This window comes from Parabacteroides sp. AF39-10AC (genome assembly GCF_003635405.1).
Classification (GTDB): Bacteria; Bacteroidota; Bacteroidia; order Bacteroidales; family Tannerellaceae; genus Parabacteroides; species Parabacteroides distasonis.
The window spans coordinates 42,601-62,950 of sequence record NZ_QTLP01000027.1 but is presented as its reverse complement, the minus strand read 5'-3'; the positions used below and the strand labels follow the sequence as shown (position 1 = coordinate 62,950).

The following is a 20,350-nucleotide window of genomic DNA, read 5'->3' as shown; positions in this document are numbered from 1 at the left end:
CGGATATAAAAAAAGCGAGATGTTTTTCATCTCGCTTTTTTATTATATAGATTCTTTGCTATCTGACATATTTACATGATGTAATACCAATTTTCATCACCTCTTCATCCTTTCGTATCTTTACTCCTGAAGGAGCTAGATAATTCGTGATGGCTGTTGTAACAACTGTACTTTGACCGTAACTGTTGTTTGTGGTAGTTGTTCGTTGAACAGGGATAAGAAGTAGGCTCAAATCTTTGTCCGGATTATTCTCCATCTGATATTTTAATAAATTGGCAAGATTCGGGAATGAGTACGTACGAGTAGTCGCATCGTAAGCATTGGATAGAAACGAGGTTACATTATTGTCAATCTGACTACCCTCAAAGAAACTTTTTACCGAATCCTCTGGCAATATTAATAGATAAGGAGGAGGAGCCAATGCATATTGCCAATCTTCTTGCGGCATCGCTTTTAACTCTAGTGGTAAATTATTCACGATACGCTCTTTCATGATCGGAGTGATTTCCTTTGTCGGAAGAACAATGCGTGTACAAACGCCGGCAGGAGTCTTAAAGAATGCATAGCTGTCGTTCGGTTGTAGCAATTGACTCATATCCGTATTTTTGAAACGACTTAGCTGAATGATCTCTTTAGTGACGGAGAAAGCTTCCCACGTGGTTATTAAAGAGTCTTTTCCTGCTGTGCTTTTAACCGCATAATTATAATATATCTTAAGGACAGAGCTAGCCACGGACAATATATTACCACTACCGAAGGTAGTTGTTACATAAAGCCCCGGGAAAAACTCATTGAAAGTTTCTTGATTCTTGAATGTACCCGGATTATTAATCGTTTCATCATAAAATTTTTGTCCGAACTCAGTAGGCATTTTAATGCTTACATGAGGGCTGTAACCATCAGAGTTTCTAAGGGAGTCGGATATACTTGTGTTATAAGCAGTATAAGCTTGAGCACCCATTGACTCTTGCATATTGCAATATTGCTTAGGGTCAATATTTGTATAAAAATTCTTTTGTAATGGACTTGTAATTTTAAAGATCTCCGCACGCATAGGCGCCAAGGAGTCTCCTACCCATACACCGTTTCTATTGGAACCATTATAATATATATTGAATTCCACCGAATCAATTTTTCCCTCATAAGGTGTATGCGCAAATTGAAAATCACTCGGACAATAGAATTGGCACATATAATCCGATACAAGGTTACCATACAGCGGATCGTAGAGTTCACCCAACTGGGCGCTAGTAGACCTTGCGTAAATAGAATCTAATTGCACCGTAGTGGCTTGTATCTGGAACGTGTCCATATATACCGCAATTGTATCGTCGCCTGGCTGAATACTTGTTCCTATCGAACTAAAATCATCATTACACCCGGCCAAAATGCTAGCACCAAGGCCAAGTCCAAGTATTAAAAGCTTGATTTTCATTACTACATTTATTATTTCGTGTTAGAATCCAATACCACGTCGTAGAACTTATTGAACTCGTCCATATAAGTTTCCGGTGACTGATAGGGAAGGAAAGGAGTATCTTTCTTGGCAGAGATATAATCAAGGACTTCTTGATTGATCGTCTCGCTACCTTGGATTACACCATCAGCGAAATCAATCGCTAATTTGGTTAAGGCCACAAAACTTGTATCTGCCTTGATTAACTTCAAGTCAGCTTCTTTGGCTCCGTCCGCCTTCAGTTTTGTCGCGAAATCTTTGTTTAGCGGGTTCTTGAAGTCATCGTTGTAGATCGAATAAACGATTTTCGCGTTACGCAGGCACGGGTCATCGGCATACATTCTCTTGATGTAAAGAGCCGTTAACGCTGACATCCAGCCATGGCAATGGATTACATCAGGAATCCAACGCAATTTTTTTACGGTTTCCAATACTCCGCGTACATAGAAGATCGAACGATCGTCATTATCTTCATACTCATTTCCATTCTCATCGCTGACCGTGGATTTCCGTTGGAAGAAATCCTCGTTGTCAATAAAGTAAACCTGCATCCGGGCCGATTGAATGGATGCTACCTTAATGATCAGAGGATGGTCCGTGTCGTCAATAATAAGATTCATACCAGACAGACGGATAACCTCGTGCAACTGATTGCGGCGCTCGTTGATATTTCCGAATTTTGGCATGAATGTCCTGATTTCGCGACCACGCTCCTGAATTCCTTGCGGCAAATTTCTACATATTGTCGCGATCTCGGATTCGGGAAGGTAGGGAGTGATTTCTTGGGCTATAAACAAGATTTTTTTTGCATCCATTCTGTAAACTAGTTTTATAAAGACGCTACAAAGATACGAAAAATCTTTTATTTACGGTAATTATTTAGTTGCTTTGCACCGTCAATTAAGCATCTATCTGATGAAAATAGTAAATAGTATTAAAGATTTGAAGGCTTATCTTGCTGAGGCAAAGCAGGATAATAAGAAAATTGGCTTTGTTCCTACCATGGGAGCACTGCATAATGGACATCTTAGCTTGGTACAACATTGCGTGAAAAACAATGATGTATGTGTAGTCAGTGTTTTTGTAAATCCAACCCAATTTAATGACAAACACGACTTGGAAACGTATCCCCGTACGTTGGAGGCTGATTGTGTGTTATTAGAATCTGCCGGCTGTGACTATGTATTCGCTCCCTCTGTAGAAGAGATGTATCCGGAGCCAGATACCCGTACGTTTGATTTGGGAACGGTATCTGAGGTAATGGAAGGCGCTAAGCGTCCGGGGCATTTTAACGGTGTAGCGCAGGTGGTAAGTAAATTGTTCTATATCGTGGAGCCGGATAACGCTTATTTCGGAGAAAAGGATTTCCAGCAGATCGCTGTGATCCGGGCGATGGTGAAACAATTGAATATCCCTGTAACGATCAATGCTTGTCCGATCGTTCGTGAGGGCGATGGCTTGGCCTTGAGTAGCCGGAATACCCGTTTGACACCGGAACAACGTCAAAAAGCTCCGTTAATTGCTCGTACGTTAAAAGAAAGTACTACCTTTGTGCCCGGAAAAAGCGTACAAGAAGTGATTGACTATGTTGTCAATACGATTAATAGCGATCCTGTCATGGAAGTTGAGTATTACGAGATCGTAGATGGCAATACGTTAGAGTCTATCAAGAACTGGTCGGATACCGATTATCCGGTAGGTTGCATCACGGTATATTGCGGAGAGGTACGTTTGATCGACAATATCAAATACTAATTATAAGTCATACATGTTTATAGAGGTAGTAAAGTCAAAAATTCACCGGGTAACGGTAACGGAAGCTAACTTAAACTATATCGGTAGCATCACTATCGACGAGGATTTGTTGGACGCCGCTAATTTGATCGCGAACGAGAAGGTCTCGATCGTGAATAATAATAACGGAGAACGTTTTGAGACGTATATTATCAAGGGCGAACGTGGCTCGGGAGTGGTTTGCTTGAACGGAGCGGCTGCCCGTAAGGCTCAACCCGGAGATATTATAATCGTTATGTCGTATGCCATGATGGATTTCGAGGAGGCGAAAACATTCAAGCCTTCCGTGGTATTTCCCGATACGGCGACAAATAAGTTGATATAGCAGACGCTAGGCTTTGTAGAGATCTCTAATCATAAGAAAAGCTCGTCGGGATGCGGCGGGCTTTTTTTATCTTCATAAATTTAAGTAATAAGCGAGTTATGTACACGAACAGGAATATATGGAATGTTAGCTACCCGATCTTTTTGAGCTTGTTGGCGCAAAACGTGATAAACGTGACTGATACGGCTTTTCTAGGTAGGGTTGGTGAAGTCGAGTTGGGGGCTTCCGCTATGGGAGGACTTTATTATATCTGCGCTTTTACGATCGCCTTTGGTTTTAGTACGGGATCTCAAATCGTGATTGGCCGTAGAAACGGAGAGGGACGTTATGACCAGATAGGGCCTGTCATGATACAAGGCGTTTTCTTCCTATTGTCGCTGGCTGCTATATTGTTCTTGTTTTCTCGTTTTTTCGCGGGAGACGTGATGCGTGTATTGATTTCTTCGGACGCTATCTTGAATGCCACGGAGGAATTTTTGGATTGGCGTGTGTTTGGCTTCTTCTTCTCTTTCGTGAACGTGATGTTCCGGGCTCTTTTTATAGGTATTACCCGTACAAAGGTGTTGACATTGAACGCTGTCTTGATGGCAATGACGAATGTCTTACTGGATTATCTTTTGATTTTCGGACATGCCGGATTTCCAAAGATGGGTATTCAAGGGGCGGCTATCGCTTCCGTCATAGCCGAGGCGGTATCGATTCTCTTTTTCGTGGTTTACACGAGACTTACCGTAGATATACGTAAATATGCGCTTAACCAGATTCGTTCTTTCGATTTTGGCTTGTTGAAACGGGTGCTGGATATTTCCGTGTTCACGATGCTGCAATATTTCTTGTCTATCGCTACTTGGTTTATGTTCTTTATCGCTGTGGAGCATTTGGGGCAACGGGAGTTGGCGGTGGCGAATATCGTACGTAGTATTTACGTCGTGATGTTGATTCCCGTTAATTCCTTGGCGACCACGACAAACACGTTCGTGAGTAATAGTATCGGGGCGGGAGCGATCAATCAAGTTATACCGACTATCTGGAAGATCTGTAAGTTATCGTTGGGCATTATGGTCGTGTTTGCCGCTATTGTCAGTTTGATGCCGGGATGGGTCGTGTCTGTTTATACGAATGACGCTTCATTAGTGGCGGCCTCGGTTCCATCCGTCTACGTGATTGTCGGTTCTTTATTGATCGGATCGGTAGCTAATGTGGCGTTCAACGGGGTGTCGGGTACGGGAAATACACGTTCTGCGCTTTTTATGGAAGCGGCGGTATTGATTCTGTATGTGCTTTTTGTATATGTCGCAGGGATGCGTTTGCGTTTGCCGGTAGCCGTATGCTTCTTGACAGAGGCTATTTACTATAGTGGATTGCTCGTCGCTAGCGTAATCTATTTAAAGAAAGCCTCTTGGCAAAATAAAAGAATATAAGTATATGAGGGGAAAAAACACGTACGTCTTTTTTCGAAAACACGTACGTGAATTCTGAAAAACATGTACGTGTTTTTTTGAACTGTGAATATTGGGAAATTGTTCGTATTTTTGTATTGTAATCAAATAAGAAAGGTAACTCATGTCCACGAAGCAATGTGAAGATATGTTGGTAGGAAAAGGAGTACGGCCTACTGCCGCACGGATCCTTGTCTTGCAAAAATTATCAGAACGAACCAGCCCGGCTTCCCTGTTCGAATTGGAGGCGGAGTTGGAGACGTTGGATAAATCGACCATTTCCCGTTCATTGGCCTTGTTATTGGAACATCATGCGATCCATTCTTTCGAAGATGGTAGTGGCTCTATAAAATATGAGATATGCCAGAGCCGTTCGGAGACATGCCCAGTGGGTGATAGGCATATTCATTTTTTCTGCGAGGTATGCCGTAAAACCTCTTGTTTAAATAATATCAAGATCCCGGTCGCTCAATTGCCGGAAGGATATATAATGGATACCATTAATTATACGGTAAAGGGTGTTTGCCCATTGTGTAATAAGCGACGTTTTCAGAAACCCTGATAATTTGCAATCAAGTTGCAACTCCCTTCTCTTACCTTTGTACCGTAATCAAGAAGTAAATAATTAAAATAGATAAGATTATGAGTACAACATGTGGATGCGAACATTGCCATTCGCACGGAAGTTCCGGTTTATGGATGCCGACGGTTTCTTTCGTTTTGTTGGTGATAGGACTTATCGGGAAGTACTCGGGGATAAGTTGGTTTGCTGAGTCTTGGATAGAGGCCATTTGGTTTCTGGTCGCTTTTTTGCCGGTAGGACTTCCTGTTATGCGAGAAGCTTGGGAAGCGGCTTTGCGGAAAGACTTTTTTAGTGAGTTCTCGTTAATGGCGATCGCCTCGATCGGGGCGTTTTGTATAGGGGAGTATCCCGAGGCCGTAGCCGTGATGCTTTTCTATACGGTAGGAGAGAGGTTGCAACTTCTAGCCGTGAATAAAGCCTCGAAGAATATCAGTGACTTATTAGATGTCCGGCCGGAACGAACGGATGTATGGCGAACGGGTACATATATGAATGTATCTCCGAAGGATGTGAAAGTAGGCGAGCGGATCGAGGTGAAGCCCGGCGGACGTGTGCCTTTGGATGGCGTTTTATTGGAAGCCGAGGTACAGTTCGATACCTCGGCATTAACCGGGGAAAGTATGCCTCGTTCTATCCGTGAGGGTGAGGAGGTGCTTGCCGGAATGATCGTGCAGGGGCAGGCGGTACGTATACAAGTGAATCGGCCGTACGAGCAAAGTGCCTTGGCCCGTATTTTGGCTTTGGTGAAAGATGCCTCGGAGCGGAAAGCGCCGGCGGAATTGTTTATTCGGCGTTTCGCACGGATTTATACCCCAATCGTGATTCTTCTGTCGTTTCTAATCGTGTCGGTTCCTGCTTTGGTAGGGATGGTGACGCCTTCTTTCCAGTATGTTTTCTCGGATTGGTTATATAGGGGATTGGTTTTCTTGGTTATTTCTTGTCCTTGTGCCTTGGTTATAAGTGTTCCGCTCGGATATTTCGGTGGTATAGGCGCCGCTTCTCGTGCCGGGATATTATTTAAGGGTGGTAATTATTTAGATGCGATCACACGGGTAAATACGGTAGCGTTCGATAAGACCGGTACATTGACTACCGGGCGTTTTGAGGTCACAACGGTGGAAAGCACGGGTATCCCGGCTTCTGATCTTTTGAGTGTTTTGTTATCAGTAGAGCGGAAAAGTACCCATCCGGTAGCGCAGGCTGTAGTTCGCTATGCGGAAAAACAAGATAGCGTGCCGATGGAAATCACTGACATGCGGGAATTGGCAGGGCATGGTGTCGAGGCTATCGTGAACGGTCGGCAGGTGCTTGTCGGTAATATTCGTTTATTGGCCGAACGTGATATTCCTGTCCCGAAGGAATTATCCGATAGTGTTTCTACCGTGGTGGTTTGTGCGATCGATGGGAAATATGCGGGGCATCTTCTCCTTTCGGATACCTTGAAGAAGGATGCCGTGGATGCGATTCGTCGGTTAAAGGATCTGGATGTTAAAGATATTTGCTTGTTGTCCGGGGATAAGCAAGAGATCGTGAATCAATTCGCTGAGCGTTTGGGTGTCGATAAAGCGTATGGTAATCTGCTGCCGGAGGATAAAGCCGCTTATATAGAGCGATTAACGGCGGAGCCGGATAAGTCGGTTGCCTTTGTGGGCGATGGGATGAACGATGCGCCGGTACTGGCTTTAAGTGATGTCGGTATTGCGATGGGTGGATTGGGATCGGATGCGGCCATCGAGAGCGCGGACGTGGTTATCCAAACGGACCAGCCCTCTAAAGTAGCGGAAGCTATTTCTATCGGACGTGCTACCCGGAATATCGTCCGTCAGAATATCGTGGGATCTATTGGCGTGAAGGTGATAGTCCTTGTGGCGGGAGCCTTCGGTTTTGCCACGCTTTGGGAAGCTGTTTTCGCGGATGTAGGCGTATCTTTGCTGGCGGTTCTTAATTCGATCCGTATACTAAAACGTTGAGAAGTGAAGAATTTCGAGATCGCTTTCATCGCATACTCATCTCTTTTTCGTACCTTTGTCCCTTAATCCAGTAGAAAATAATATAAATACACATACGAATTATGTTTGAGAACTTAAGCGAAAGGTTAGACAGATCGTTTAAACTGTTGAAGGGCGAAGGCAAGATTACCGAGATCAATGTGGCGGAAACATTGAAGGATGTGCGTAAAGCGTTGTTGGATGCCGACGTCAATTATAAGGTTGCCAAGAGTTTTACGGATACGGTAAAAGAGAAGGCTTTAGGACAGAACGTGCTTACATCGGTTAAGCCTAGTCAGTTGATGGTTAAGATTGTTCACGATGAGTTGGCCAGCTTGATGGGAGGTACGGCAGTCGACGTGAATTTGCAGGGAAATCCCGCCATTATATTGATGTCCGGTTTGCAAGGTTCGGGTAAGACTACTTTCACTGGTAAACTAGCGTCTTTATTAAAGACCAAGAAAAATAAGAAACCATTATTAGCCGCTTGCGACGTGTATCGTCCGGCAGCTATCGAGCAGTTGCGTGTAGTCGGAGAGCAGGTAGGTGTTCCGGTATACATGGAATTGGAGAATAAGAATCCGGTGGAGATCGCTATGAACGCTATCTGCGAGGCACGGGCTAAAGGCAATGACGTCGTGATCGTGGATACCGCCGGCCGTTTGGCTATCGATGAGCAGATGATGAACGAGATCGCCGCTATCAAGAGCGCTATCCAGCCGGATGAGACCTTGTTCGTGGTAGATGCCATGACGGGTCAGGATGCCGTGAATACCGCGAGGGAATTTAATGAGCGGCTGAACTTCGACGGCGTCGTACTTACGAAGTTGGATGGTGATACCCGTGGTGGTGCCGCTTTGTCGATCCGTACGGTTGTTGATAAGCCGATTAAGTTTGTCGGTACGGGCGAGAAGATGGATGCCTTGGATATTTTCCACCCTGAACGTATGGCGGATCGAATCTTAGGCATGGGTGATATCGTGTCTTTGGTGGAACGTGCGCAAGAGCAATATGACGAGGAAGAAGCGAAACGTTTGCAGAAGAAGATCGCTAAGAACCAGTTCGATTTTAACGACTTTATCTCCCAGATCCAACAGATCAAGAAGATGGGTAACTTGAAAGAGTTGGCATCCATGATCCCGGGTGTAGGAAAGGCATTGAAAGATGTGGATATCGATGATAATGCGTTCAAGAGTATCGAGGCTATCATTTATTCGATGACCCCGGATGAGCGCAGTAACCCGGCTATCTTGAATGGCTCACGCCGTCAGCGTATCGCTAAAGGTAGCGGTACGAGCATCCAGGAGGTGAACAAGCTGATCAAGCAATTTGATGAGACCCGTAAGATGATGCGTATGCTTACTTCCGCGAAGTCGGGGAAGATGAAGCTACCTTCGATGAAGCCCTCGTTCAGACGTTAATTAACAGGAGACAATCAATAATATGGAAGAACAACATTATCAATTGCTGGATGGTAAGGCCGTTTCCGCTCAGATGAAGAAGGAGATGGCTGAGGAGGTAGCCCAGATCAAGGCTGCCGGAGGTAAGATCCCTCACTTGGCTGCTATTTTGGTGGGCCATGACGGTGGTAGCGAGACTTATGTGGCTAGTAAAGTCAAGACTTGTCAGGAGATTGGTTTTAAGTCTACCTTAATTCGCTTTGAGGAGGATGTTACGGAGGAAGAATTGCTTCGTAAGGTCGATGAGTTAAATAATGATCCGGATGTGGATGGCTTTATCGTACAGCTTCCGCTTCCGAAACATATATCCGAGCAGAAGGTGATTGAGGCGATCGATTATCGTAAAGACGTGGACGGTTTCCATCCGATTAACGTGGGACGTATGTCTATCGGTTTGCCTTGTTTCGTATCGGCTACGCCTGCCGGTATCTTGGAATTATTGAAGCGTTATCATATCGAGACGCAAGGAAAGCATTGCGTGGTTTTGGGACGCAGCAATATTGTCGGCAAGCCGATGGCTACCTTGATGATGCAGAAATCTTATCCGGGCGATTGTACGGTGACCGTATGCCATAGCCGTTCTAAGAACTTGAAGGAGATGTGCTTGTCTGCTGATATTATTATCGTGGCTTTAGGTGTTCCTGAATTCTTGAAAGGGGATATGGTGAAGGAAGGCGCCGTGATCGTTGACGTGGGAACAACCCGTATGCCAAGCAGCGTAACCAAGAGCGGATTTAAGTTAACGGGAGATGTCTTGTTTAACGAGGTCGCTCCTAAATGTTCCTATATCACTCCGGTTCCGGGTGGCGTAGGGCCTATGACAATCATTTCTTTGATGCGTAACACATTGTTAGCGGGAAAGAAAGCGATCTATAAGTAAGTGGATGGATAAAAAAGTTCGCAAAAGGTTTGTGTAATCAGAATTTATACCTATCTTTGCGCCGTCTTAAAGGGGGAATCCTTTGAAAGGCGGATATGGTGAGAGTAGCTCAGTTGGTTAGAGCATCGGATTGTGGTTCCGAGGGTCGTGGGTTCGAGCCCCATCTTTCACCCATTGTGGTTTTTTAGATAAAAATCTTGTTATGAATAAAACAAGGTTTTATGAACCAAGGCGTCTGTGAAGAATGAAAGGTTTTTTTATATGGTGAGAGTAGCTCAGTTGGTTAGAGCATCGGATTGTGGTTCCGAGGGTCGTGGGTTCGAGCCCCATCTTTCACCCTAGAATGAGAAAAGGATATGTCTATTAGGGCATATCCTTTTTCTATTTCTTATAATGGGCATTGTAAGTCTTTTATGATGCCCATCATAAGGAGTTTACAATGCCTATTGTAAGCTCCTTATAATAGCGATCGTGCTGACCTACTCTTCGGTATATAAACCTTCTCTTGATAATTGCTTATCCAGATTCGCTACACCGAGGGCTATGATAGCGGTAACCGTAGCCGTATGTTCTTGGTATTCGGGGATGTTCTTTGTGTATAAATCCCGTTCCGTATGCCAGATTTCGCCGTAATCAAAATCATATCCTTTGAAATCCTCTGTGGTGAAACCTAATGTGGGGACACCTTCGATGGCGAAAACTGATGCGTCTGTTCCCCCCATGCGTGTCGGGCGTTTACGAGGTTCACGAACTTTTACCTCGAAAGGATAGTCCGGACGGATTTTTTGGATGGGTTCGCTGATCTTCACGAAATCATCATACATGGCTTGAGGGACGGAGATACCGACAGGAGGTTCCGGGCCACCGTCACGGTTGAACAAATTAGCGATTTTCGGTAATTTATCCTTATGCGCTTTCACCCAAGCTTGCGCTCCTAATAAGCCAAATTCCTCACCGGCGAATCCGATAAATACGATCGTGCGCTTAGGCTTGGCTCCGGATTTGGCGATCATGCGAGCGGCTTCCATCATCGGTCCGATTCCAGTACCGCAATCGATGCCTCCGGTAGCCACGTCGAAAGCATCTAAGTGACCGCTGATAATAACATATTCGTCCGGGTATTTGCTGCCTTTGATAGACGCTACGACATTATGGTATTTAACCGGGCCTAATTTAAAATGATTACGAATATCGAACTCTAGTTCGAATGTACGTCTCTCTTTCACCATTTGTTCGATGATCGCGAATTGATGCTCGTCTAATTTGATATCCGGAAGTTCCGGCAGATTGTCGAAGTTCGTATTCGGGTCGTTCATCATTTTCCGGTCGTATAACGCACGGATAGGTACGGTGGAGGATTGGATAAAACCTAAAGCTCCGGCCTCGCACATTTCCTTATAATATAATCCGGGGAATTCTTTATAAGGCAACATCTCGTTTTTCTCCCCGTTTTCCCAGTTGCGGCGTCTTAGATCATTGTTTTTCTTCATGATCTCGTTGTTCTCTTTCTTGATCTCCGCACGGATGGAATCTCCCGAGGCGGAGCGGTCGATAGGCCAACCTACATTTTTCCCTGAAATAAGAACCCAAGCACCATTCAATCTTCCTTTGATTTGCTGGAACTCCTCGTCGTTACGAGGCTCCATCACCGCATGCCCACGTTGCACGCCTTTCGTTCCGGAAGTGTAGGAAGGGGTGGCGAAATGCAGGATCATTCCGTTGTCGCTCAACAAGCGTCCGAACCAAGGTCCTCGATTAAAGCCGACAGGGACGGTACCGGCCTCTTCTAATTGGACATCGAGTCCCCAACTCTTAAACTCACGCACCATCCACTCGGCGGCATTCTCATAAGCGTCGGAACCTATTAAACGTCCGCCAAAGCGGTTCGTAAGGATATCCAGCTGATGCATCACTTGATTATCGTTCTGACCCATCTCGATGATTTTTTTTACGGCAGCGTCCTGAGCTGGTACAGGGGAGACTGTCATGCAGGCTAATGCTGCACAAACAAGTAAGATTTTTCTCATAAAGTAGTGTTTATTTCATTGATATGACTGTTTATTATTCAGTGTATGCAAATAAAGGAATAAATTTTGACTTATTGCAAATGAAATGGCAGTTTCTTTTATAACTTTGCGGAGTAAACAGATGGCGAATGAAAACAATGCGTAGCTTGAAGTGGTTAAGACCCCTCTTGATAGTACTCTTTATGAGTTACTACGTGGGTGGCACGGCCTTTACCCATACGCATCATTTCCTAAACTATAGTATCACTCACTCTCATCCCTATCTGCCGGGAGCCGACGGCTTGCCTCATCATGAGCATAGTACGGTAGCGTTTAATACGATTGAAGAGCTGACCGAATTGTGTATGGAGTTAATTCCGTACTTACCTTTGGTTATGGCTTGGGCGCTTTTGATGGTAGTGCTCGTCTTTCTAAAGAAAGAGGTTGTCTTGCGTCTTGTGCGGCGTAGCGAATCCCGTGCGCCTCCCTCGTTTGGTATAGTAATTTGAATCAAGCATTAGAATCACTTTTTATACTAAACATTTTACGCATCTTATATGAAATCTATATTTTTACTATTGCTTCCAGCAATAGTATTATGCTCTTGCCATACCCAAAAGCAAGAGGATGAGTCTGCGCATGCCGTAACACTCAAAGGAGATATTATACATATCGGTTCCGAATCCCCTGTTTTATCCAAGTTGACAAAGGAAACGGTTAAACGGGAACCTTACCGTATGGAGTTTACCACCTCGGGGGTCGTACAGGCGATTCCTTCTAATTACGCAGAGGTGGCTTCACCGGTAAGCGGGCGAATTACGAAATCGTTCGTTCGCTTAGGGCAAAAAGTGGTCCCGGGTAGTCCGATCTTCGAGATTAGCGCTCCCGCTGTTTATGAGGCGGGGAAATCTTATTACCAAGCTCGCCAAGAGATGGAACTGGCCTTGAAAAGCTTGAATCGGGAGAAAGACTTGATGAAAAACAAGGTTGGTGTCCAAAAGGAATTGGAAGAGGCCGAGGTGAATTACGAGTTAAAGAAAAAAGACTATGAGAATATGGTCGCCGCATTGAAAGTCTTTCAGATTAATCCGGATGAAATGGCTTTGGGGCAACCATTGATCGTTCGCTCGCCTATAGCCGGTGAGGTCGTGAAAGATCGGATCGTAATCGGGCAATATATGAAAGAGGACGCCGAGCCTGTAGCTGTCATCGCCGATTTGAGCAAGGTATGGGTGGTCGCCCATGTAAAAGAGAAGGATTTGAGTTTAATACAGGCTTTGGATGAGGTGGAAATTCGGTTGGTAGCCATGCCGGATAAACCGATATCGGGAAAGATTTATCATATCAGCGAGATGCTGGACCCCGATACCCGTTCGGTGGAGGTCTTGATCGAGTGCGATAACAGTACCCGTTTGATGAAACCGGAGATGTACGGCACGGTCAAGTTGAGCGACCGTGAGGCGGAGGTGATTCGTATACCTACTTCCGCTATCTTGCAGGAAGAGGAGAATATGTACGTATTGGTGGAATTGGGGAATAACGATTACCGGAAACAAAAGATCGAGACCGGCCTTACTGAAGATGGCAAGACGGTGGTTTTATCCGGCTTGAACGTAGGTGACGAGATCGTAGCTACGGGAGCGTTTTATTTACTTGACGCACGCTAACGGATTATGAAAAGGATTATTTACTTGGCGATACATCGGCGAGGACTGATGTTCGTGTTATTTCTGTTCTTAGCGATCGTTGGTTATTATTCTTGGACGCGGTTGGCGATAGATGCTTATCCGGATATCGCCGATACCACCGTGCAAGTCGTGACGCAGGTTCCCGGATTGGCCGCCGAGGAGATCGAGCAACAAATCAGTATTCCGATCGAGCGGGCTATGAATGGTCTGCCGGGACTAAACGTAATGCGTAGCAAGAATACGTTTGGTTTATCTACGGTCGTATTGGTTTTTGATGATGGTATTGAGGATTATTGGGCCCGGCAACGTGTACAAGAGCGGTTGGTAGACGTGGAGCTTCCTTATAATGCGGTTCCCGGCTTAAATCCTTTGACTTCGCCGACGGGAGAGATCTTTCGTTATGTGGTGGAAAGTGACCGTTTAGACTTGAGGGAGTTGACCGATTTGCATAAATGGGTAATTATTCCGAGACTGAAACAGGTTACAGGTGTAGCGGATGTAAGTAATTACGGCGGTATCACTACCCAATATCAGATCGAGGTGAACCCTTATAAGATGGAGCAATATGACATTACCTTAGGGGATATTACGGAAAAGATAGAGAAGAATAACGTGAACGCCGGTGGTAGTATGTTAAGCCGGGGGGATTTGAGTTATGTGATCCGTGGAATCGGTCTGGTTAAGGACTTGGAAGACTTGGGGCATATCGTGATCAAGACCGTGAATGGTGTCCCGGTCTACTTGAATGATATCGGTAAACTGAAATACGGAAACTTGGAGCGTAAGGGCGTTTTAGGTTTTACGGACGATACCCGTGATTATTCCGATGGCGTGGAAGGCATCGTGCAAATGCTCAGGGGGGAGAATCCGTCCCGGGTGTTGGATGATGTGCATAAGGCGGTAGACGAACTAAATAACGAGACACTTCCCGAGGGAACCCGTATCCATCCGTTTATGGATCGTACGGATTTGGTTAATACGACCTTGCATACTGTATCGCATACGTTGTTCGAGGGGATGGTACTGGTTGTCTTAGTACTGATCTTATTCTTGGGGAGTTGGCGTGGCGCTTTGTTGGTGGCCTTAACCATTCCCTTGTCTCTATTGATTGCCTTTATCTTGATGCATGTTACGAATATTCCTGCGAACCTACTATCCTTAGGCGCTATAGACTTCGGTATTTTGGTAGACGGAGCGATCGTGATGATGGAGACGGTCTTGAAGAAAAGAGAACGGCATCCGGATGAGGTATTGACGGAAGATTCGATCTTGCGCCGTACGACTGAGGTGGCTCGCCCGATCTTTTTCTCTACATTAATTATTATAACGGCCTATCTTCCTTTGTTCGCTTTTGAGCATATTGAGAAAAAATTGTTTACGCCGATGGCTTATACCGTAGGGTATGCTTTGCTGGGCGCTTTGTGCGTGGCCTTGTTCTTGATTCCGGGATTGGCCTTTTATGCGTATCGTAAGCCGGGAAAGATTTACCATAATCGTTGGTTGGAGAAACTTTCCACGGCTTATCATTCACAAATTGTCCGATTGATGGAGAAGCCAAGACGGGTTATTGTACCGTTACTGGCGATATTGCTGGGAGCGGGGATTTTAAGTTATACCGTAGGAAAAGACTTCTTGCCTCCGTTGGATGAGGGGGCGATCTGGATACAGGTACAGCTTCCTCCGGGTATTTCCATTGAGAAATCTAAGGAGATGGGGGCGGAGCTTCGGAAGACTTTGAAAGAGTTTAAGGAAGTCTCATATGTAATGACCCAAGTAGGTCGCGATGATGAGGGGGCGGAAGCGTTCTCACTCTCCCATGTGGAGTGTGGCGTGGGATTGAAGCCCTATAGTACATGGGAGTTCGGTAAGACGAAAGCGGATTTGATCGAGGAGATGGCAGCTAAGTTGGAGACTATGCCCGGCTACTCGGTCGGTTTTTCACAGCCGATCATCGATATGGTGATGGATCAGATCGCCGGGGCTCATAGTGATTTGGCGCTGAAGATCTATAGCGATGATATTACGGAAAGTCGCCATATCGCAGATCAAGTCGCTAATGTGTTGAAGGAAATACCGGGTGCTGCCGACGTAGCGGTAGATCAAGAGCCTCCGTTGCCGCAATTGCAGATTATTGCGGATCGTGCCCGTATCGCCCAGTATGGCTTGAACGTGTCGGATGTGGCCGATTTGATTGAGTTAGCGATCGGTGGAGCTTCTATTTCCCAGATATTTGTCGGAAGTAAAAGTTATGACGTGATTTGTCGTTTCGATGACGCTAGTCGCAATTCTCCCGAACGTATCGGTAATCTATTGTTGACTACCGGTTCCGGAACGAAGATTCCTCTTTCGCAAGTAGCGGAGATTAAGATGACAACCGGTGCCAGTACGATTACCCGTGAGATGAATAAGCGGCACTTGACGGTACGGGTTAATTTACGTGGCGTGGACTTGACGGCGTTCTTGAATAAGGCGAATGCGTTGATTGATAAAGAGGTGAAATACGATCATGATTCCGTGCATTTGAAATGGGCCGGACAGTTTGAGAACCAGCATCGTGCGTATGCCCGTTTGGGGGCTGTGGTTCCTTTGGCGTTGGGACTGATGCTGCTTCTGTTGTTTGCGGCTTGCGGTAAATTCCGGCAGGCGGCTTTGATGATGAGTGTCGTTCCCTTGGCTTTGTTTGGTGGTATGTTGGCGTTGAATGTGCGGGGAATGACATTGAATGTTTCCTCGGCGGTTGGTTTTATTGCCTTGGTCGGTGTCGCTATCCAAAATGGCGTGATCATGATTTCCCATATCAATAACTTACGTACAAGGGAACGAGATTTGAAAGATGCGGTGATAACGGGAACTAAGCACCGTTTCCGTCCGATCTTGATGACGGCTACGGTTGCGGTCTTGGGATTGCTTCCTGCCTCTGTTAGTACAGGTATCGGTTCGGACGTGCAGCGTCCCTTGGCTACGGTAATCGTTTACGGGCTTTTATTTGCTACGGTTATTACGCTTTATGTACTTCCCGCTTTATACTATATGATCGAGAAACATTATGAGGGGAAGGATTTGACGCCGGTATCGGAGGAAAAAGAGCTGCACGCTTAATCCGGAGGTGGGATTAAAAAGATATACTATGTTTAGATTAGAAGATATGAAGAAATATATAATCCTGTCGTTACTCTGCGGATGCTTATCCGTGAATGCCCAGACCATGGTTCCGCTTACGTATCGGCAATATATGGAGCGGGTTGCGGAAGGCAACCTTGAGTATGCGTCGGAGAAATTGAATGTGCCGGCCGCTAAGGCTGAGGTAACGGCGGCAAAGGTGTTTAACGATCCGAACCTTTCCGTGTCTTATTTCAATAATGAGAATAATTCCTTGCAAATGGGAGAAGGTGTTGAAGTAGAACTGAGCAAAACTTTCTCTTTTGGAAAACGGGGTGCGAATATCTCATTGGCACGTAGCGAGAGTGAGTTGACCGAGGCCTTGTTGGCTGATTATTTCCGGAATCTCCGGGCAGACGCTACGATTGCTTATATGGAAGCCTTGAAGCAACATGAGTTGTATAAGGTAAAGGAGAATGCCTATGAGAATATCCGGACATTGGCGGAGAGCGACAGTATCCGTTTCTCATTGGGGCAAATCCGTGAGGTGGATGCTACGCAGAGCCGGGTAGAGGCCGGGGTCTTACGAAACGAGTTGCTGCAAGCCGGAGCGGAATTAAAGAATGCTTTCTCGAACTTAAACTTCTTGACGGGGACTTTCAGTACGGATACTTTATTTCACCCAGAGGCTGAGTTACGTACGGAGCCTCGGGATTTTATCCTTGCCGACTTAATCACGGCGGCAAGCGAGGGGCGTACGGATTTGGTAGCCACCTTAAAAAACAAGGAAGTGGCCGCTAGAGCTTTGAAAGTAGCTCGCCGGGAGCGGAATACGGATGTGGATTTGTCTATCGCCGTAAGCCGTAACGCCCGGGTTTATAATGAGGAAGCCCCGGCACCTCCTTTTACCGGAGTGACGGCAGGTATCGCTGTTCCTTTGAAATTCTCTAATTTCAATAAGGGAACGGTTCGTGCCGCTCGTTATCGGGAGCAACAGGCGGAAGCGCAATATAAGCAGGCTCTTTTGCAAGTACAGACGGAGGTGATGCAGGCATATCGTAATTATCAATCTTTCGCCGAGCAAGTTAATCATTATGAGGATGGGCTTTTAAGGCAAGCCCGTGAGGTGATGGATGGCAAGATTTACAGCTATAATAGGGGGGAAGTCTCTTTGTTGGAAGTCTTGGACGCCCAGCGTACTTACGATGAAGTACAAGCTCAGTATATTGAGACGCTGTTTAATTACAGCTCAGCCTTGGTCGAATTAGAACGTTCGGCGGGTATTTGGGATATTGAGATTTGATTTGCGCTATAATTCAGAAAAGTAACAAGGGATAAATTGTAAGACGCTTACATTTCTATCCCTTGTTATTTTATCTGAATAAATCCATCAGTTTATCCGGTGATTGCCTAGTATCGAATATCTGATATTTCAGTAAATGATTCTTCTGCATGTTTAGACCATTGGATTTCTTTTACCATGAAGCCAACTTTTTTTGTAGTTTTTTCTTCAGCGCTGTTTGCGTACAATAATCCCCATTGTTGAAATCTACTTCAGATTCAGCTATCTTACAAGTTAATTCAGCCTCGTCTGGTGCCCAAGGATAAAGGCTCTCCTTTTGCTTGGCAAGGCATAGACGTTTTATATAGGTCTCCACTTTCGATAATCTTTCCTCATCCATGCCTTTTATCAAGTCATAGAGATATTCTTTCCGTAAATTTAATTCCATCGTTGTCATAAGATTTGTTTTTTAGGTTTCTTAAACTAGACAAAGATAGCGTATATATTTGGATATTATGTATTTTTGCATCTAAAAAATGAGCGCATGATATTCTACTTTACAGGGACAGGAAACTCCCGTTGGGTTGCGGAAGCGTTAGGAACGGCTTTCGATGAGCCGTTGGTTTCCATTGCCGATGCGTTGAATGAGGGTAAGGATGAGAATGTTTATCCATTGAGGGAGAGGGAGAAAGTGTTTTTTGTGTTTCCTGTCCATTCTTGGGGGCCGGCTGTATTGGTGTCCCGTTTTATTTCCCGATTGATCCTATCTGGCTATAAAGGGCAAGAGGTTTATTTCGTCTGTACTTGTGGTGATGATTGTGGATATACGGATCGGATCATGAGGAATACCTTGGCGAGACGGGGAATTACACTAACTGGAGGATTCTCTATACAAATGCCGAATAATTATATCTTAATGCCCGGCTTCGACGTGGATAGTAAGGAGGTAGAGACTGAAAAACTGAAAAAAGCACCGGAACGTGTAGACGAGATCGTAGAGGCGATCCGGCAGAAGAAAAATCCCTCTTTGTATTGTGCGGGAAGTGCCCCTCTTTTGAAGAGCTATATGGTCTATCCGTTATTTACTCACTTCGCGATAGGCAGCAACCGATTTTATGCTACGGATACCTGTATCTCTTGCGGTATCTGTGCGAAGGTCTGTCCGACCGGTACGATTTCCCTGTCGGGTGACGGAAAACCGGAATGGGCTGATACTTGCGTTCAGTGCGTTGCCTGTATTCATCGTTGTCCGGTGCGTGCGATAGAATATGGGACGATCTCGTTGAAAAAGGGACGTTATCATCACCCAGAGTTTAAGTAATCAATAAATAGAATAGAGAAATGAAGCAATTTTGTATGATGGCGCTTGCCGGCCTTTTGGTGGTTGGTTGCCAAGAAGTTCCAAAAGGATATGTTATCAATGGCGAGGTAGAGAATATGCCCGACGGTAAAATTTATTTGAAGTCATTCCGTAATAAAATGTTCTTTGACGTGGATACGGCAGAGGTAAAAGACGGGAAATTCACCTTTAAGGGTGAGGTAGATCAGCCTTTACTTTTTGGTTTGGCAACCGAGAATATGAACTATCCGGTTCAGCTCTTCTTGGAGAATACGGATATGAATGTCAAGATCGGGAATGACGGGGAGACCATCACCGTACGGAACTCGCCGGTGAATGATATCTTTCAAGAAAATGCGGAGAAGGTATTTGAGGAAGGGTATGATATTGACAGTTTGATCTCGAAATGTCCGGATTCTCCGGCGGCGGCGTTCTATCTATATCGTTATTTTACCTACCAATTATCTTTGGATGATTTGAAGGCGACTCGTGCGAAGATTTCCCCGGCATTGGCGAATAGTCCTTATGTGAAGGACTTGGACGGTATTATCAAGCAATTAGAACACGTACAGATCGGACAAGTCGCTCCGGAGTTTTCCTTGCCGGATACTGCAGGAGTTTCTGTGTCATTGTCGGACTTTAGGGGAAAATATGTGTTATTGGATTTTTGGGCCTCTTGGTGTCCCCCGTGTCGCAAGGAAAACCCTAACGTGGTAAATGCCTTCCAGCAATATAAGGATAAGAACTTTACGATCGTAGGTATATCCTTGGACAAGGATAAGGCTAAATGGCAGAAAGCGATCGCAGACGATCATCTGACTTGGACTCACGTTTCCGACTTGAAATATTGGGATTCTGAGATCCCTGCTCTTTATGGGGTACGGGGTATTCCGGCAAATGTGTTATTGGATCCGAATGGGGTGATCATCGCCAAGAATATCACTGGAGAAGACTTACAGAATACCTTGAAGGAAGTGATTAAATAAGGATACGTTACTGCAAAGCCGTTGC

At 45.3% G+C, this 20,350-nt stretch carries 17 protein-coding genes and 2 tRNA genes; 15 read left to right on the top strand and 4 right to left on the bottom strand.

Annotated elements, in window-relative coordinates; all coding sequences use genetic code 11:
* Positions 1-58: 58 nt before the first annotated feature.
* On the bottom strand, positions 59-1,435 hold the full coding sequence (locus tag DW033_RS19820) for a DUF4270 domain-containing protein (protein ID WP_122383054.1): 1,377 nt from the start codon (positions 1,433-1,435) through the stop codon (positions 59-61).
* Positions 1,436-1,446: 11 nt separating this feature from the next.
* The gene (locus DW033_RS19815) at positions 1,447-2,271 is read right to left on the bottom strand and encodes a glycogen/starch synthase (RefSeq protein ID WP_005865855.1); all 825 of its coding nucleotides are present in this window, start codon (positions 2,269-2,271) and stop codon (positions 1,447-1,449) included.
* Between the two features lie 100 nt (positions 2,272-2,371).
* Between DW033_RS19815 and panC the strand changes: the two genes are divergently transcribed.
* From panC to DW033_RS19770, 9 genes are all read left to right on the top strand, one after another.
* On the top strand, positions 2,372-3,211 hold the full coding sequence (gene panC / locus DW033_RS19810) for a pantoate--beta-alanine ligase (protein ID WP_005861622.1): 840 nt from the start codon (positions 2,372-2,374) through the stop codon (positions 3,209-3,211).
* Positions 3,212-3,224: 13 nt separating this feature from the next.
* Positions 3,225-3,575, top strand: a complete 351-nt coding sequence (gene panD, locus DW033_RS19805) for an aspartate 1-decarboxylase (RefSeq protein ID WP_005861624.1) — start codon at positions 3,225-3,227, stop codon at positions 3,573-3,575.
* 98 nt (positions 3,576-3,673) lie between these two features.
* The gene (locus DW033_RS19800) at positions 3,674-4,996 is read left to right on the top strand and encodes an MATE family efflux transporter (RefSeq protein ID WP_008774105.1); all 1,323 of its coding nucleotides are present in this window, start codon (positions 3,674-3,676) and stop codon (positions 4,994-4,996) included.
* Between the two features lie 142 nt (positions 4,997-5,138).
* Positions 5,139-5,576, top strand: coding sequence for a Fur family transcriptional regulator (locus DW033_RS19795; protein WP_005865860.1), 438 nt, complete (start codon positions 5,139-5,141; stop codon positions 5,574-5,576).
* Between the two features lie 80 nt (positions 5,577-5,656).
* The gene (locus tag DW033_RS19790; protein WP_122383053.1) at positions 5,657-7,567 is read left to right on the top strand and encodes a heavy metal translocating P-type ATPase; all 1,911 of its coding nucleotides are present in this window, start codon (positions 5,657-5,659) and stop codon (positions 7,565-7,567) included.
* Positions 7,568-7,668: 101 nt separating this feature from the next.
* On the top strand, positions 7,669-9,006 hold the full coding sequence (ffh, locus tag DW033_RS19785) for a signal recognition particle protein (protein ID WP_122383052.1): 1,338 nt from the start codon (positions 7,669-7,671) through the stop codon (positions 9,004-9,006).
* 22 nt (positions 9,007-9,028) lie between these two features.
* Entirely contained in the window at positions 9,029-9,925 is an 897-nt protein-coding gene (gene folD, locus DW033_RS19780) for a bifunctional methylenetetrahydrofolate dehydrogenase/methenyltetrahydrofolate cyclohydrolase FolD (protein WP_005865864.1), read from the top strand.
* 98 nt (positions 9,926-10,023) lie between these two features.
* A tRNA-His gene (locus DW033_RS19775) sits at positions 10,024-10,097 on the top strand.
* A gap of 92 nt (positions 10,098-10,189) precedes the next feature.
* Positions 10,190-10,263 (top strand) — tRNA-His (locus DW033_RS19770).
* A gap of 141 nt (positions 10,264-10,404) precedes the next feature.
* On the opposite strand, the gene DW033_RS19765 is transcribed toward DW033_RS19770, so the two are convergent.
* Positions 10,405-11,952, bottom strand: coding sequence for a M28 family metallopeptidase (locus DW033_RS19765; RefSeq protein WP_121961628.1), 1,548 nt, complete (start codon positions 11,950-11,952; stop codon positions 10,405-10,407).
* Positions 11,953-12,080: 128 nt separating this feature from the next.
* Here DW033_RS19765 and DW033_RS19760 point away from each other — a divergent pair, with 128 nt between their 5' ends.
* The 4 genes from DW033_RS19760 to DW033_RS19745 are packed head-to-tail and all read left to right on the top strand — an operon-like array spanning position 12,081 to position 18,021.
* Positions 12,081-12,440, top strand: a complete 360-nt coding sequence (locus DW033_RS19760) for a hypothetical protein (protein ID WP_121961629.1) — start codon at positions 12,081-12,083, stop codon at positions 12,438-12,440.
* A 48-nt stretch (positions 12,441-12,488) separates the two neighbouring features.
* On the top strand, positions 12,489-13,598 hold the full coding sequence (locus DW033_RS19755) for an efflux RND transporter periplasmic adaptor subunit (RefSeq protein WP_121961630.1): 1,110 nt from the start codon (positions 12,489-12,491) through the stop codon (positions 13,596-13,598).
* A 6-nt stretch (positions 13,599-13,604) separates the two neighbouring features.
* Positions 13,605-16,718: an efflux RND transporter permease subunit gene (locus DW033_RS19750; RefSeq protein WP_005865870.1), complete on the top strand. Its 3,114-nt coding sequence runs from the start codon at positions 13,605-13,607 to the stop codon at positions 16,716-16,718.
* A 28-nt stretch (positions 16,719-16,746) separates the two neighbouring features.
* Complete coding sequence (locus DW033_RS19745) at positions 16,747-18,021, top strand: TolC family protein (protein ID WP_121961631.1); 1,275 nt, start codon at positions 16,747-16,749, stop codon at positions 18,019-18,021.
* A 172-nt stretch (positions 18,022-18,193) separates the two neighbouring features.
* Here DW033_RS19745 and DW033_RS19740 read toward each other — a convergent pair whose 3' ends face one another.
* Entirely contained in the window at positions 18,194-18,457 is a 264-nt protein-coding gene (locus DW033_RS19740) for a hypothetical protein (protein WP_122383051.1), read from the bottom strand.
* A gap of 87 nt (positions 18,458-18,544) precedes the next feature.
* Here DW033_RS19740 and DW033_RS19735 point away from each other — a divergent pair, with 87 nt between their 5' ends.
* On the top strand, positions 18,545-19,321 hold the full coding sequence (locus DW033_RS19735; protein ID WP_122383050.1) for an EFR1 family ferrodoxin: 777 nt from the start codon (positions 18,545-18,547) through the stop codon (positions 19,319-19,321).
* A 20-nt stretch (positions 19,322-19,341) separates the two neighbouring features.
* Positions 19,342-20,325, top strand: coding sequence for a TlpA disulfide reductase family protein (locus DW033_RS19730; RefSeq protein ID WP_122383049.1), 984 nt, complete (start codon positions 19,342-19,344; stop codon positions 20,323-20,325).
* The last annotated feature ends 25 nt before the right edge of the window (positions 20,326-20,350 follow it).